This is a genomic window from Staphylococcus sp. HMSC14C01 (assembly GCF_001808085.1).
Taxonomy (GTDB): domain Bacteria; phylum Bacillota; class Bacilli; order Staphylococcales; family Staphylococcaceae; genus Staphylococcus; species Staphylococcus hominis.
Genome location: NZ_KV792053.1, coordinates 42,368 through 56,182, shown reverse-complemented (window position 1 = coordinate 56,182; position 13,815 = coordinate 42,368). Strand labels below are relative to the sequence as shown.

Annotated in this window: 15 protein-coding genes and 2 tRNA genes; 9 read left to right on the top strand and 8 right to left on the bottom strand. The window is 30.9% G+C overall.

All coding sequences use genetic code 11. The features are described 5' to 3' along the window. Positions 1–56 precede the first annotated feature (56 nt). On the top strand, positions 57–1,916 hold the full coding sequence (locus HMPREF3131_RS10325; RefSeq protein WP_070436774.1) for a trypsin-like peptidase domain-containing protein: 1,860 nt from the start codon (positions 57–59) through the stop codon (positions 1,914–1,916). 18 nt (positions 1,917–1,934) lie between these two features. Further along, positions 1,935–3,293: a TrkH family potassium uptake protein gene (locus HMPREF3131_RS10320; protein ID WP_002488327.1), complete on the top strand. Its 1,359-nt coding sequence runs from the start codon at positions 1,935–1,937 to the stop codon at positions 3,291–3,293. 163 nt (positions 3,294–3,456) lie between these two features. Here HMPREF3131_RS10320 and HMPREF3131_RS10315 read toward each other — a convergent pair whose 3' ends face one another. Both HMPREF3131_RS10315 and HMPREF3131_RS10310 read right to left on the bottom strand, forming a co-directional pair. Beyond that, positions 3,457–4,059, bottom strand: a complete 603-nt coding sequence (locus tag HMPREF3131_RS10315) for a CPBP family glutamic-type intramembrane protease (RefSeq protein WP_019835286.1) — start codon at positions 4,057–4,059, stop codon at positions 3,457–3,459. A 15-nt stretch (positions 4,060–4,074) separates the two neighbouring features. After that, on the bottom strand, positions 4,075–4,251 hold the full coding sequence (locus HMPREF3131_RS10310; RefSeq protein WP_002448045.1) for a YkvS family protein: 177 nt from the start codon (positions 4,249–4,251) through the stop codon (positions 4,075–4,077). A 188-nt stretch (positions 4,252–4,439) separates the two neighbouring features. Between HMPREF3131_RS10310 and HMPREF3131_RS10305 the strand changes: the two genes are divergently transcribed. Beyond that, a complete protein-coding gene (locus HMPREF3131_RS10305) occupies positions 4,440–5,429 on the top strand; it encodes a lipoate--protein ligase (RefSeq protein WP_048762301.1) in 990 nt (329 codons plus the stop codon). A 90-nt stretch (positions 5,430–5,519) separates the two neighbouring features. On the opposite strand, the gene HMPREF3131_RS10300 is transcribed toward HMPREF3131_RS10305, so the two are convergent. The 3 genes from HMPREF3131_RS10300 to HMPREF3131_RS10290 form a co-directional block, all read right to left on the bottom strand. After that, positions 5,520–5,608: transfer RNA gene (locus HMPREF3131_RS10300), tRNA-Ser, on the bottom strand. Positions 5,609–5,611: 3 nt separating this feature from the next. After that, positions 5,612–5,686, bottom strand: a tRNA-Asn gene (locus tag HMPREF3131_RS10295). Between the two features lie 144 nt (positions 5,687–5,830). Beyond that, entirely contained in the window at positions 5,831–6,415 is a 585-nt protein-coding gene (locus HMPREF3131_RS10290) for a competence protein ComK (RefSeq protein WP_017175793.1), read from the bottom strand. 207 nt (positions 6,416–6,622) lie between these two features. Here HMPREF3131_RS10290 and HMPREF3131_RS10285 point away from each other — a divergent pair, with 207 nt between their 5' ends. Beyond that, on the top strand, positions 6,623–6,841 hold the full coding sequence (locus HMPREF3131_RS10285) for an IDEAL domain-containing protein (RefSeq protein WP_002488353.1): 219 nt from the start codon (positions 6,623–6,625) through the stop codon (positions 6,839–6,841). Positions 6,842–6,908: 67 nt separating this feature from the next. On the opposite strand, the gene HMPREF3131_RS11595 is transcribed toward HMPREF3131_RS10285, so the two are convergent. Next, positions 6,909–7,007, bottom strand: coding sequence for an SAR1012 family small protein (locus HMPREF3131_RS11595; RefSeq protein ID WP_017175792.1), 99 nt, complete (start codon positions 7,005–7,007; stop codon positions 6,909–6,911). 88 nt (positions 7,008–7,095) lie between these two features. Further along, positions 7,096–7,308: a TM2 domain-containing protein gene (locus tag HMPREF3131_RS10280; RefSeq protein ID WP_019835344.1), complete on the bottom strand. Its 213-nt coding sequence runs from the start codon at positions 7,306–7,308 to the stop codon at positions 7,096–7,098. A 143-nt stretch (positions 7,309–7,451) separates the two neighbouring features. Between HMPREF3131_RS10280 and HMPREF3131_RS10275 the strand changes: the two genes are divergently transcribed. Beyond that, positions 7,452–8,003, top strand: coding sequence for a GNAT family N-acetyltransferase (locus tag HMPREF3131_RS10275; protein WP_019835345.1), 552 nt, complete (start codon positions 7,452–7,454; stop codon positions 8,001–8,003). A gap of 47 nt (positions 8,004–8,050) precedes the next feature. Here the strand turns inward: HMPREF3131_RS10275 and HMPREF3131_RS10270 are convergent, their stop codons facing one another. Continuing rightward, positions 8,051–8,989: a 1,4-dihydroxy-2-naphthoate polyprenyltransferase gene (locus HMPREF3131_RS10270; protein ID WP_019835346.1), complete on the bottom strand. Its 939-nt coding sequence runs from the start codon at positions 8,987–8,989 to the stop codon at positions 8,051–8,053. Between the two features lie 180 nt (positions 8,990–9,169). Here HMPREF3131_RS10270 and HMPREF3131_RS10265 point away from each other — a divergent pair, with 180 nt between their 5' ends. The 4 genes from HMPREF3131_RS10265 to menB are packed head-to-tail and all read left to right on the top strand — an operon-like array spanning position 9,170 to position 13,798. Then, complete coding sequence (locus HMPREF3131_RS10265; protein ID WP_070436771.1) at positions 9,170–10,537, top strand: isochorismate synthase; 1,368 nt, start codon at positions 9,170–9,172, stop codon at positions 10,535–10,537. Next, the gene (gene menD / locus HMPREF3131_RS10260; RefSeq protein WP_025987184.1) at positions 10,527–12,197 is read left to right on the top strand and encodes a 2-succinyl-5-enolpyruvyl-6-hydroxy-3-cyclohexene-1-carboxylic-acid synthase; all 1,671 of its coding nucleotides are present in this window, start codon (positions 10,527–10,529) and stop codon (positions 12,195–12,197) included. The genes HMPREF3131_RS10265 and menD overlap by 11 nt, the downstream gene beginning before the upstream one ends. Further along, positions 12,184–12,987 carry a 2-succinyl-6-hydroxy-2,4-cyclohexadiene-1-carboxylate synthase gene (gene menH, locus HMPREF3131_RS10255; protein WP_049379558.1) on the top strand — a complete coding sequence of 268 codons (804 nt, stop codon included), beginning with the start codon at positions 12,184–12,186 and terminating at the stop codon, positions 12,985–12,987. Before menD ends, menH begins: the two co-directional genes overlap by 14 nt. Continuing rightward, positions 12,980–13,798 carry a 1,4-dihydroxy-2-naphthoyl-CoA synthase gene (gene menB, locus HMPREF3131_RS10250; RefSeq protein ID WP_017175785.1) on the top strand — a complete coding sequence of 273 codons (819 nt, stop codon included), beginning with the start codon at positions 12,980–12,982 and terminating at the stop codon, positions 13,796–13,798. The genes menH and menB overlap by 8 nt, the downstream gene beginning before the upstream one ends. Positions 13,799–13,815 lie beyond the last annotated feature (17 nt).

The following is a 13,815-nucleotide window of genomic DNA, read 5'->3' as shown; positions in this document are numbered from 1 at the left end:
AGTAAATCATTTTTTAGTGATATATATTGTGATTTCAAGGTTAGGAGTGGGCATCTTTGGATAATGATAAAAAACAAGTGATACCGCGTAGTAAATATGGGCGTAAACGTCACGAATACTTTCATAATGAAGAACGTGAGGAACGTATTGAACGTGAAAGACAAAAGCGTGAACATTTAGCAGAAAAAGAACAGCATCAAGCAAAAGTAAATGAAGAACGTGTCAAAGATAATTTAAGAAAAGCTAGAATTGAGAAATTAACACAAGAAGAAATTCAACAACAACAACATTTAGCTAAGTTAAGATCAAAAAGAGATGCATCAAACACAGCTAAGAAAAATAATAGGCATCATTTAACTCTGCCTGGAGAACAACCCCTTAAACAAGAAGACATACATAATGAGGAATTGAAACAGCAAAAACCAATTTCGAGAAATGGCTCAAAAAGTGAAAATGAAACGAATAAATCTATAGAACCAACTTATAGTAGATTGAATAAAAATAATGAATCTCGTCCAAAGTCTAAACAAGAAAAAGACAATCAACATAATGATACAATTAAAACACAATCTAAACATCCAACAATCACTGAAGAATCATACACTTCAACTAAGGATAAAGAATCAATCCATACTGAGAAAGAACAAATTTCAACTCAGCAACGTTCAACTCAAGTAGAACATACTAAGAGTGAACAATCAAAGCACATATCTAATTCTGATAAGAATACGACAGAAAATATATCGGATCAACAATCTCATGAATCACATGAACAATCATCAAATGATACAAAAAATAAAGTCATTGACTTTTTAAAAGAACATTGGATTAAAATTTTAATCGCAATTGCGTTAATATTAATTTTAGTTTTAGTAAAAGCTATTTTTACTGAACCTTCACAAGAACAACATTCAAATCAAACACATACACAAGATAAGAAGTACACAACAACTATGAAAAACGCTAATAATACTGTCAGATCAGTGGTAACAGTAGAAAGTGACGCACCTAAGAATACTTCAGTTCAAAAAACAAATTCAAAATTAGATAGTGAACTTGGCTCAGGTGTCGTCTACAAAACTGTAGGCGATACTTTTTTTGTATTAACAAATACACATATTGTTGGTGAAGCAGATAAAGTTAAGATTACATATGGAGAGAATAAAAGTATAAAAGGTGACGTGGTCGGAAAGGATAAATGGTCAGATATTGCAGTAGTGAAAGCAAAAATCAATGATAAAAATATTAATTCTATCCATATTGGAAATTCAGATAAATTAGTTTTAGGGGAATCGATATTAATTGTAGGTAATCCTCTAGGAGAAGAGTTTAGAAATACGGTATCAAAAGGGATTATTTCGGGGCTAAATCGGTTGGTTCCTGTTGATTTTGATAAAGATAATAAAAATGATGAATTGATGCAAACGTTCCAAATTGATGCTTCTGTTAATCCAGGAAATTCAGGTGGGGCTGTAGTTAATAAAGATGGAGAGCTTATTGGTATCGTTTCATTAAAAATTAATATGCCAAGTATAGAAGGAATGGGTTTTGCTATTCCCATTAATGAAGCTAAATCAATCGCTAAAGAGCTTGAGAAAAATGGGAAAGTAAATTACCCCAATACTGGAATAGCTTTAGAAAATGTAAATGATTTAAATCATTATGAACGCTCACTTTTAAAATTACCTAATGATATAAATGATGGGATTTTAGTGAAAAAATTAAAAGATGACGGTTTAGGTAAAAAATCAGGTTTAAAAATTGGTGATGTCATTGTAAAATTAGAAGGTAAAACATTAAAAGATAATTTGCAGTATAGACACATCCTGTTTAACCATCGACAAGATTTAAAAACGTTAACGGCTAAAATTTACAGAGATGGAAATATTCAAGATATAGAAATTAATTTGAAATGACATTGAGGTGACAAACTAATGTCTATTTTCAGTAAATTATTCAAAAAATCAACGCCTCAACAAGGTATTGTTTTATATTATTTAATTGCAATTGTCGTTGCATTTTTATTACTCAATTTACCTTTTGTACATAAACCTGGCGTGAAGGTGAGTCCTATAGATACATTGTTTGTAGCTGTATCTGGAATTAGTGTGACCGGTTTAACGCCAGTCAGTATTATTGATACCTATTCATCATTTGGCCAACTTATCATTTTAATTATCTTAAACATCGGTGGCATAGGCGTAATGGCGATAGGTACAGTGTTGTGGGTAGTACTTGGTAAACATATTGGTATGCGCGAACGTCAACTTATCATGCTTGATAATAATAAAGACACAATGAGTGGGACAGTTAAGCTTATTATTGAAATTGTTAAAACCATCATGACTATCGAAATTGTAGGTGCACTCTTGCTTGCATTTTATTTTTACAGAGACAATCCTGATTTAAAAAATGCTTTAATGCAAGGTTTGTTTGTATCTATTTCAGCTACTACAAATGGTGGGTTAGATATTACTGGCCAATCACTAGTTCCATATGCCAAGGATTACTTTGTACAAACTATTGTAATGTTTTTAATTATTCTTGGATCAATTGGTTTTCCAGTATTACTTGAAATCAGAGCTTATATACGAAATAGAGTAAGTCATTTTAGATTTTCTTTATTTACTAAAATTACAACAACGACTTACTTTTTCCTATTTATATCTGGATTTTTATCTATTTTAGCACTTGAGTACAATCATGCATTCAAAGGATATAATTGGCATCAATCTTTATTCTATGCATTATTTCAATCTGCAACTACACGTAGTGCTGGATTACAAACCATTGATGTGACACACTTTAGTGATGCAACAAATGTCATTATGAGTATTCTCATGTTTATTGGATCTTCTCCGAGTTCAGTAGGAGGAGGTATTCGAACAACGACATTTGCGATACTTATTTTATTTGTGATTAATTTTAATAACAATACAGAAAAATCATCGATTAAAGTATTTAATAGAGAAATTCATACCATCGATATACAGCGTTCTTTTGCTGTGTTTATAATGGCGACAGTACTTACTTTTGTAAGTATCATTATTATATTAGCAGCAGAAGCCAATAATTTATCATTCTTACAGGTATTTTTTGAAGTCATGTCTGCATTTGGAACATGTGGCTTATCACTTGGGGTGACAGATAATATTAGCAGTATTACCAAGGTCGTCTTAATGCTTCTTATGTTTATAGGACGTGTCGGTTTAATATCATTTATTATTATGATATCTGGTCGTAAAGAACCTGATAAATTTAGTTATCCAAAAGAGAGAATTCAAATTGGATAACTAAAAAAGGAAAGTGGGATACATTCATTTTGAATTCGTTATCCCACTCTTTTTTGTATGTAGATAGTTATGTTTTAAATAAAAAAAGAATATCGTTATTGAAATGAATCGTGATACCAATTAAAAAAACCTTTTCTTAGTTTTAGCAACTAAGAAAAGGTTTTTATCCATGAAAGATAAGTAATAAAATGATGGCAACAATTTGACCTAAAGACGATGTAACAATACGTCTTGTATACTGATAACTCAATGATAATATGACTTGAGCTATAAAGATAAAAATAACAATCCACCATTTATCAAGATAGATAAATAAAGAACTAGAACATAATGCAGGTATTAAAATTGTTAGCCAGCGAGGTAGTCTAAATTTATTTAACTCTTTTTGTAAGACAGCACGCATGTATAACTCATGACAAGGGATGACAAATAAGATAGTAACTAACATTTGCCATTTAAAATATACACCTGTTCTTGATAACTCTTTAATTAATTCGGTATAAGTAATTTGTGACGATATAAGTGAAAATATAAGTTGTATTATCACTAATACAACACCTGTGATTACGCCCACACCAATAGAGGTTAATAGACGTTTTGATGTGATATCACGTTGATAAAATACATAACTAATGCCAGCAATTAACATTATACCAGTATATAAATACCAATATTCTTGATGTTCTCCCCACATTATAAATAAGATAAGATGAAATACAATAAAACTTGCAACAAACCAAATTAAGGGTTTAGATGTATTTTTCATTTAATATTAACCTTCTTATTCAACGATTTTATATCGTTTGTGATTAATAACTGTTTTTTCAGGTAAATCTAGTTCATTAAAATTTTCCATAATTGTCAAATCAACAATAACTGAATTATCATTAATTTTTTCAACACGGCCTCTTAAACCGTCATAAAATTCTACAATATTTCCAACTTCTGCAACAGTCATTTCGAGTCCTCCTCAAATCATAGCTAGACTATATTGTACTAAAATTTACACTACAAATAAACAAATATATACTAAAATCAGAAAATATTATATTATTTTTGAAAATAATGCCATAATTAAGTTAAATAATCGATAGTGGAAGATATATTGCATTATTAAATTTTAAAAGAAAGAGAAAGGTGAGAGCTATGAAATTTGTAAGTAATAATAATATTACTGATCCTACAATTAACTTAGCCATGGAAGAATATGTACTTAAATATTTACCTGCAGATGATAGTTACTTTTTATTTTATGTTAATGAACCCTCAATCATTGTAGGTAAAAATCAAAATACAATTGAAGAAGTTAATAAACAGTATGTAGATGAGCATCATATTCATGTTGTACGACGAATTTCTGGAGGAGGAGCTGTGTACCATGATAAAGGCAATTTGAATTTTAGTTTTGTAACGAGTGATGATGGTAACAGTTTTCATAACTTCAAGAAATTTACTGAGCCTATTGTTCAAGCTTTACAATCTATGGGTGTAGATGCAGAAATGACAGGCCGTAATGACATTCAAGTAGGCGCAGCTAAAATTTCTGGAAATGCTATGGTTAAGGTTAAAAATCGTATGTTTAGTCATGGTACATTAATGCTAAATAGTGATTTAGAAGAAGTACAAAACGCATTAAAAGTGAATCCTAAAAAAATTCAATCTAAAGGTGTGAAGTCTGTACGTAAACGCGTAGCAAATATTGAAGAATTTTTAGATGACTCTATTACAATTGATCAATTTAAGCAAATTATTTTAAAAAACATCTTTGGTGAGCATGAAGTAGAGGAATATCATTTAACGGAAGAAGACTGGAACAATATTAAGCAATTAAGCAATGAAAAATATCGCACTTGGGATTGGAATTATGGTAAAAATCCGAAATATAATTTTGAACGTGACGAGAAGTTTGAAAAAGGATTCATTCAAATTAAATTTGATGTCAAAAAAGGAAAAATTGAGCATGCTAAAATCTTTGGCGATTTCTTTGGAGAAGGAAATGTCAATGAATTAGAAGATGCTTTAGTAGGAACATTACACGATTATACTCATATAAAAGAAGTAATGGAAGACTATGACTTTTATCATTACTTTGGTGATATTGATAAAGACAGTATATTGAAGTTAATGGCGTATTAGTTTAAATATAAAAAAGGAGTCAAATTGTAGAAACATTGGCTCTTTTTTTATAAAAAAAACTCTTTACTTAAAAAGTAAAGAGTCAAATGACGGAAACGGAGGGATTCGAACCCTCGCGCCGCTCTCGCGACCTACACCCTTAGCAGGGGCGCCTCTTCAGCCAACTTGAGTACGTTTCCATATGGCTCCGCAGGTAGGATTCGAACCTACGACCGATCGGTTAACAGCCGATAGCTCTACCACTGAGCTACTGCGGAATAATATAACGTGTTCTTTAATCAACACAAATACAATTATATCAATAATCTTAAAATTTGCAAGAGATAATCTTTAAAAAATATACGGAACATTTACACTAAATTAATATAATCGTTCCGTATATTTTAAAAATAAACATACAGCTATTTATCTTCTAATAAAGAATAGTGTGAAAGTGCCTCAAAAATATTTAAAGATGTTTTTTCATAATCGATTGGCATATCTGGATTATTAGATTTCATTCTTGCTTGTTTATCAATCATATAGTAATAGAAAATAGAATTAGAATATTGATGCCATAAACTATGAAAAGATACATTTAATGTTAGTGCTTCTTGATTTGCAAAGATAATTTTACTCTTTCTGTTTTTTAATGGCTTAATATCAGAAATATAATGCATATTAATCCATATATTTTCTTCTAAACGGTCTGAATGTGTTGGGAAAAAGTAAGTTGGAAACAATGGTGTGAGAAGGATGGGAGGTTTACTAGTTATTCCAGCAATGCGTTGAGTTTCAGCTTTCTTGCTTAAGTAGTTATTGCCATAAAATCTACAAGATCGTTCAATAATTTTTTGAGTTTTAAAAGGACTTATTTCTCGTGAGGTATCGAATTTGAGGATTTCTGAGCCGTTCGGTTGTTGATGATCGTCAAATGTAGGTCTAATCACCATATCACCTTTACGTATGACATAAATCGTATTAGGAGGTTTATTGAACTGAGTCATAAGATCAGCTCCTTATTTAATTATTTATTATTAAACACGAAGAGTGATTAATAATATAAAATTATTATATAAAAAAAGTATATGTTGTCAAGTTATTATTTAAAAATAAAATTACACTAATTTATTTAGAAAAGTCTGAATATTCATTGATTTCAAAATAAAAAGCTTGTATACTATTTTTAAATTAATAGAAAGGTAGTGAATCTTATGTATTACAATACAAATGTTAAACATACCACACTAGAAGAATTTGTAACGACGGTGAATGATTTAGGTGTAGAACTTGTGATTGACGAAGCGTTACGTTTAGAAAGAAAGAAACAACTTGTAACATTAATTGATGAAGCTTTGGTTAATAGAAATGAAGATGATTTTAATCAATATACTACTGAATTAAAACATTTGGAGGCATTTCTCAATGAGTAAATCCGGTTCCAATGAATCACTATAAAAAGGTCTATTCTCTAAAATAAAGTGAATAGACCTTTTTAAATTATTTTCTTTTTGAATTTCCTTCTATTTTATTTTTAATCCATTTTAAGACATAGCCTGTAATAATTGTTCTCACAATACGTTTAATAAAGTTTTTCATAGTCACATTCTCCTTTTTAAAACTATTATTAATTTATACCCCATTTTCTTTAATTTAAAGAAGAAAGTTTAAAAACTTTCGCTTGTTTTTATCTGGGTATAAAAATATATCCATTATTATCAGCTTTAGTAGTAAAGATAATGATAATGCCATGAATAATCGAAACAATTGTTGGAATAAGTGTCCAAAAGAAGACCAAATGTAATACACCTTGTTCAACTTTATCTGCATAGAACTTGTGAATCCCAACACCACCTAAGAACAATGCACATAATACATATAATGTTTTGTTTACTCTCATATTATGGATGCCTCCTTATTTTCATATTGTAAGTAATTTATGACTAAAATCAAGAATGTCACTTATAAAAGAATCAGTTTATACTTACTATAATATTTAATTTCTTGTAAGAAGATGAGTATGATGTAGATGGAGGGATAAATATGATTAGAAAAGCGACACCAAGTGATAATAAGCAAATTGCAAAACTTTATTATTTAATATGGAAAGATATGGAACTTGACATTGTAAAGGAAATTTCTGAGAAGCGTATGATCAATTTGCTCGAACTTAGTATAGTCAATGTACATTATCGTACCTATTATAAAAATATATGGGTATATGAAAAAAATAATGAGGTGGCCGGTTGTATTATCGCTTATGATGGTTCGAAAGAAATGGAGTATGAAGAACAATGGAACCAACTGCCTCTTGAAGAAGATATCAGATTAGTTGGCACCCCTTTACCTATAAAAGAAGCTAAAAATGATGAGTGGTATATTGAAGCAGTGGTCACATCGCCTGATTATAGAGGACAAGGTATTGCGACACAATTGTTGGAACACTTGATCACCACAAGTTTTAATAAAAAATGGAGTTTAAATTGTGATTATAATAATGAGAAAGCACTTAAACTTTATAAACAACTAGGTTTCAAATGGGTTGAAGATATTAATTTATATGACCATGATTATCTACATATGATATATATATAATAATAAAAAAACTAGCATTGTTAAAACACAATGCTAGTTAAAACAAATTAGATTCCACCTAAAAGTGCGCTGATATAAATACCCAAAGCGTACAAAATACCAAAGACTGTATTCGTTTTGCCAGTCGCTGCCATCGCTGGCATCATGCTTGCTGGTGTATCATTTTTATTAAAACGACGAATTGCTTTGATTGGCATTGGGAATGAGAATAATACTAACAAGTAGAATAATGAGCCGCCTGATTTGAATAAAGCAGTAAATATTACGATTAAGTAAGCTAAGATATACATTGCTGCCATAAACGTAATAGAAGCTTTTTTACCTAATAAAATAGATAAGGTTTTACGACCACTTGCTTTATCTTTAACACGGTCACGAATGTTATTAGCCATATTAATTAACCCGATTGTAATGACAATAGGTAAGCTAATCCAAACAACAAAACCATTCACATTACCTGTTTGAATAAAGAATGCAAGTAAAATGATAATCATACCCATAAATAATCCGGAGAATAATTCACCAAATGGCGTCCATGAAATAGGAATAGGTCCACCAGTATATAAATAACCAATTGCCATACATACAATACCAACTGGAATAATCCAAAATGAACTATTAACAGCTAGATATATACCAAGTAAAGCGGCAATAATATAAAAAGCAATTGCTAGATTCATGACAAGTTTTGGACTCATACCATTTCGAACAATCGCGCCACCGATGCCTACAGATGTATGATCGTCTAATCCTTTTTTAAAATCATAATATTCATTAAACATATTAGTCGCTGCTTGAATTAAAAGGCATGCGATTAACATTGCTAAGAATAGGCTGAATTTAATATGATCTTGACTGCCCAGTAAGAAAAGTTTAGCTGTCGCTGTTCCTACTAATACAGGGACAATAGACGCGGTTAAAGTATGAGGTCTCATTAAATGCCAATATTTTCTAACAGTTGAATATTGTTGATATTGATCTGCCATAATGTAATCTACCTCTTATAATATAAAGTTTTAACATATGTATTTTATAGGAATAGGTAAGAAAGGTCAATCAACGTGAAATATTTCTCTAAATTGATTAAGCAATTATGATACGATGAATAACGAAAAATGTTACAATACTTTAATGAGTAAAAAAAGATAATGAAAGAAGTGAAATGAATGGCTGCCAACCTAATGGAAGACAAAATTATGGAATCTATATATGAAAGCAATAAAAACTGGGTTTCTGTTGAAGTCGTGTTAAATAAATCTTTAACACCAAGTGAATTATTTAATTTAACTGAAAAACAAGCTGGAGATCGATTTTATTTGCGATTAAACGATAATATGTCTTCATTTTTCGGCTATCATGCAATTCAAAGGTTTAAGAATAACTTTGAAAATAAACAATCTATCTTTCGGGAATGGGAAAAATTTAAAAACGATGTAGAACTAATTCATGTTAATACGCAAAAGCATCACCTTAAAATAGTAGGGGGATTCCAATTTTCAAATCATAAGTCTGATGATGAGTGGCGTGAATTTGGGATTAATCATTTTGTGGTACCTGAAGTACTTATTTCTTTAGTTAACAATCAAACCATTTTGACATATACAGTTGAAAAAGCTCAATTTGAAATGGAAAAATTAAATCAAATTATTAATTATTTTGAAAATACTCAAGTCGATACGACAGAACGAGAGACAGCTTTAGGCAATGTAACACGCATGGAAGATATTTATGTTGATGAGTGGAAAGATCTTGTAAGTCATACGATTGAACAACTTGATAAAGATCAAAAAGTAGTGCTTGCGAGACGTCGTTTAATTAAGTTTGATAAGCCAATTAGTATTCCTTATGTACTTAATCGTGCGTTAAACAATGAGAAAAATAGTTACTTATTTATTCTAGAGTCTAACCAATCTGTATTCTTTTCTCAAACACCAGAGCAATTATTAAAAGTTGAAGACGGTGTATTATCTACGAAGGCTGTAGCAGGAACCATTCCTCGAACACAAGATGCTGAAAAAGATGAAAAAAATGTTCAAGAATTTCTACAAGACAGTAAAAATCTAGGTGAACATCAATTTGTCGTTAGAAGTATTTTAAATGATATTGAACCTTATGTAGAAAATGTAGAGTACAATCAAAAACCTAATATTTTAAAAAATGATCATATGTATCATTTGTATACTGAAATAAAAGGAACATTATTGAATCATTCGTATATTAGTTTAATTGATGAGTTGCATCCTACACCTGCCTTAGGTGGTTATCCTAAGAAAGAAGCAGTTGATTATATTGAAAAAAATGAGTTTGGTACACGAGGATTATATGGGTCTCCAGTTGGATATATCGATGTAGATGATGATTGTGAATTTATTGTGGCTATTCGTTCTATGTTAATTAAACAAAATCAAACTACTTTATTTGCAGGTTGTGGTATCGTAAAAGATTCTAATGCTGAAAGTGAAGTTGAAGAAACGTCGGTGAAATTTTCACCAATGATGAATGCTTTAGGAGTAGTGAATGAGAATGAATCATAAAGAAGCTTTAACTAAACAAGTTTATACATTTGCATCAGAGTTATATGCCTATGGTGTGCGAGAAGTCGTTATTAGTCCGGGCTCACGTTCGACTCCTTTAGCGATTGCATTTGAAGCACATCCAAATATAAAAACTTGGATACATCCTGATGAACGTAGCGCAGCTTTTTTTGCTTTAGGATTAATTAAAGGAAGCGAACGCCCAGTTGCGATTTTATGTACTTCTGGAACAGCGGCTGCTAATTACACGCCAGCTATAGCCGAAAGTCAAATCAGCCGTATACCGCTTATAGTATTAACTAGCGATCGTCCACACGAACTTAGAAGTGTAGGCGCACCACAAGCGATTAACCAAGTCAATATGTTTGCAAATTATATTAACTTCCAATTTGATATGCCTGTAGCTGATGGCAGTCAAGAAATGCTCAATACTATCAATTATCAAATGCAAATTGCAAGTCAATATTTATATGGTCCACACCGTGGTCCAATACATTTTAATTTACCATTTAGAGAACCGTTAACACCAGATCTTGAAATGACTGAGAATTTAAAATCTGAACATAAAATATTGCCTCATTATCAAAAAAATATAGATATACAAGATATAAAAAATGTATTAAAAGATAAGAAAGGTCTTATTATTGTAGGGGATATGCAGCACCAAGCAGTCGATCAAATTTTAACTTACGCTACAATTCATGATTTACCAATTCTTGCAGATCCACTTAGTCAATTACGCAAGTTTAACCATCCTAATGTTATTACAACATATGATTTATTATACCGTTCTCATTTAAATATTGATGCTGATTTTATTATACGTGTAGGTAAACCAGTTATTTCTAAAAAATTAAATCAATGGCTTACACGCACAAATGCATTTCAAATATTAGTTCAAAATAATGATAAAATTGATGTATTTCCAACACCGCCACACATCTCATATGAAATATCAGCAAATGATTTCTTCAGAAGTTTAGTGAATGAACCAACAGTAAATCGTAAGGATTGGATTGAACGTTGGCAATCTATAGAAGCACAATCTCGTAAAGCAATCACTCAACATATGTCTCAAGCGACAGATGAATCAGCATTTGTAAGTACACTGATTCAAAAACTCACTAAAGATGATGCATTATTTGTAAGTAATAGTATGCCTATTCGTGATGTAGATAATTTATTATTTGATAGTGAAGTAGAAGTGTATGCTAATCGAGGTGCAAATGGTATTGATGGCGTTATTTCTACTGCTTTAGGTATGGCAGTACATAAAAGAGTGACATTACTGATTGGAGATTTAGCTTTTTATCATGATATGAATGGATTATTAATGGCTAAATTAAACGATATTCATATTAATATTGTTATACTTAACAACGATGGTGGAGGTATATTTTCTTATTTGCCTCAAAAAACAGCAGCAGAGCAATACTTTGAACGTCTATTTGGTACACCAACTGGACTAAATTTTGAGTATACTGCCATGTTATATGATTTTTCATTTAAACGTTTGAATAATATTACCGATTTTTCTCAAGTATCATTTTCAAATATGAATTCATATATATATGAAATGATTACAAATCGTGAAGATAACTTAGAACAACATCAACTTTTATATCAGAAATTGAGTGAGATCTTAAATGTTACATTATAATTTTTATAAATCTGATCATCCAAGCAATCAATTATTAATTTTACTTCATGGTTTTATTAGTGATAGTCAAACGTATATGAATCATATAGAGGCGTTTCTTACTCAATGTAATATTTTAACTATTGATTTACCTGGACATGGCAAAGATGACTCACCTACAGATCAAACATGGGACTTTCCGTATATAACGGAACAAATAAATCGAGTTTTATCTCAATTTGAGAAATATAAATTTAGTTTATTAGGCTATTCAATGGGTGGGCGCGTAGCACTTTACTATGCAATATATGGTCAATATGAAATCAAACAATTAATATTAGAAAGTACATCGCCAGGCATTGCTGACGAAACCTTACGTAAAGAACGACAGGCTATCGATCAAGCACGTGGACGTGTATTAGAAATAGCTGGAATTGAAGTGTTTGTAAATGATTGGGAAAAACTCCCTTTATTTCAAACACAATATCTATTAGATGATAATAAAAAACAGGCAATGCGTCGTATGCGACTTTCGCAGGATCCTAATAAATTAGCGAAAGCTTTAAGAGATTATGGGACTGGACATATGCCTAATTTATGGGGAGATATTAAGCGTATAAAAAGTGATTGCCTTATTCTAGCAGGAGAATTAGATGAAAAATTCGTTAATACTGCTAAAAAAATGGCACAAGAAATTAAAAACTATCAAATCCATATTTTAAAAAATGTAGGTCACACAATTCATGTGGAAGATGAAGCGGAATTTGATACAATAGTATTAGGCTTTTTAAAGGAGGAGCAAAATGACTAGACAGTGGGAAACACTAAAAGAATATGATGAAATTAAATATGAATTCTTCGAAGGAATTGCAAAAGTAACAATTAACCGACCAGAAGTACGTAATGCATTTACACCTAAAACAGTAGCTGAAATGATTGATGCATTTACTAGAGCACGTGATGATCAAAATATTTCTGTTATTATCTTAACAGGTGAAGGCGATAAAGCGTTTTGTTCAGGCGGAGATCAAAAGAAACGTGGACATGGCGGTTATGTTGGTGAAGACCAAATTCCTCGTTTAAATGTATTGGATTTACAACGTTTAATTCGTGTTATTCCTAAACCAGTTATTGCAATGGTTAGAGGTTATGCAATTGGTGGAGGTAACGTATTAAATGTAGTATGTGACTTAACAATTGCTGCAGATAATGCAATCTTTGGTCAAACTGGACCTAAAGTAGGTTCATTTGATGCTGGTTATGGTTCAGGATACTTAGCTCGTATCGTAGGCCACAAAAAAGCACGTGAAATTTGGTACTTATGTCGTCAATACAATGCTCAAGAGGCATTAGAAATGGGCTTAGTTAATACTGTAGTACCTTTAGATAAAGTAGAAGATGAAACAGTAGCTTGGTGTAAAGACATTATGAAACATTCACCAACAGCATTACGTTTCTTAAAAGCTGCAATGAATGCAGATACAGATGGTTTAGCTGGTTTACAACAAATGGCTGGAGATGCTACATTACTGTATTATACTACTGATGAAGCAAAAGAAGGTCGTGACGCATTTAAAGAAAAACGCGATCCTGATTTTGATCAATTCCCTAAATTCCCATAAATAATAGTAATAAAAAA

What these genes read in the sequence shown, in the direction of transcription:
- HMPREF3131_RS10320 (WP_002488327.1), top strand. Translation starts at nt 1,935, where the DNA reads ATGTCTATTTTCAGTAAATTATTCAAAAAATCAACGCCTCAACAAGGT.
- HMPREF3131_RS10315 (WP_019835286.1), bottom strand. Translation starts at nt 4,059, where the DNA reads ATGAAAAATACATCTAAACCCTTAATTTGGTTTGTTGCAAGTTTTATT.
- HMPREF3131_RS10310 (WP_002448045.1), bottom strand. Translation starts at nt 4,251, where the DNA reads ATGACTGTTGCAGAAGTTGGAAATATTGTAGAATTTTATGACGGTTTA.
- HMPREF3131_RS10305 (WP_048762301.1), top strand. Translation starts at nt 4,440, where the DNA reads ATGAAATTTGTAAGTAATAATAATATTACTGATCCTACAATTAACTTA.
- HMPREF3131_RS10290 (WP_017175793.1), bottom strand. Translation starts at nt 6,415, where the DNA reads ATGACTCAGTTCAATAAACCTCCTAATACGATTTATGTCATACGTAAA.
- HMPREF3131_RS10285 (WP_002488353.1), top strand. Translation starts at nt 6,623, where the DNA reads ATGTATTACAATACAAATGTTAAACATACCACACTAGAAGAATTTGTA.
- HMPREF3131_RS11595 (WP_017175792.1), bottom strand. Translation starts at nt 7,007, where the DNA reads ATGAAAAACTTTATTAAACGTATTGTGAGAACAATTATTACAGGCTAT.
- HMPREF3131_RS10280 (WP_019835344.1), bottom strand. Translation starts at nt 7,308, where the DNA reads ATGAGAGTAAACAAAACATTATATGTATTATGTGCATTGTTCTTAGGT.
- HMPREF3131_RS10275 (WP_019835345.1), top strand. Translation starts at nt 7,452, where the DNA reads ATGATTAGAAAAGCGACACCAAGTGATAATAAGCAAATTGCAAAACTT.
- HMPREF3131_RS10270 (WP_019835346.1), bottom strand. Translation starts at nt 8,989, where the DNA reads ATGGCAGATCAATATCAACAATATTCAACTGTTAGAAAATATTGGCAT.
- HMPREF3131_RS10265 (WP_070436771.1), top strand. Translation starts at nt 9,170, where the DNA reads ATGGCTGCCAACCTAATGGAAGACAAAATTATGGAATCTATATATGAA.
- menD (WP_025987184.1), top strand. Translation starts at nt 10,527, where the DNA reads ATGAATCATAAAGAAGCTTTAACTAAACAAGTTTATACATTTGCATCA.
- menH (WP_049379558.1), top strand. Translation starts at nt 12,184, where the DNA reads ATGTTACATTATAATTTTTATAAATCTGATCATCCAAGCAATCAATTA.
- menB (WP_017175785.1), top strand. Translation starts at nt 12,980, where the DNA reads ATGACTAGACAGTGGGAAACACTAAAAGAATATGATGAAATTAAATAT.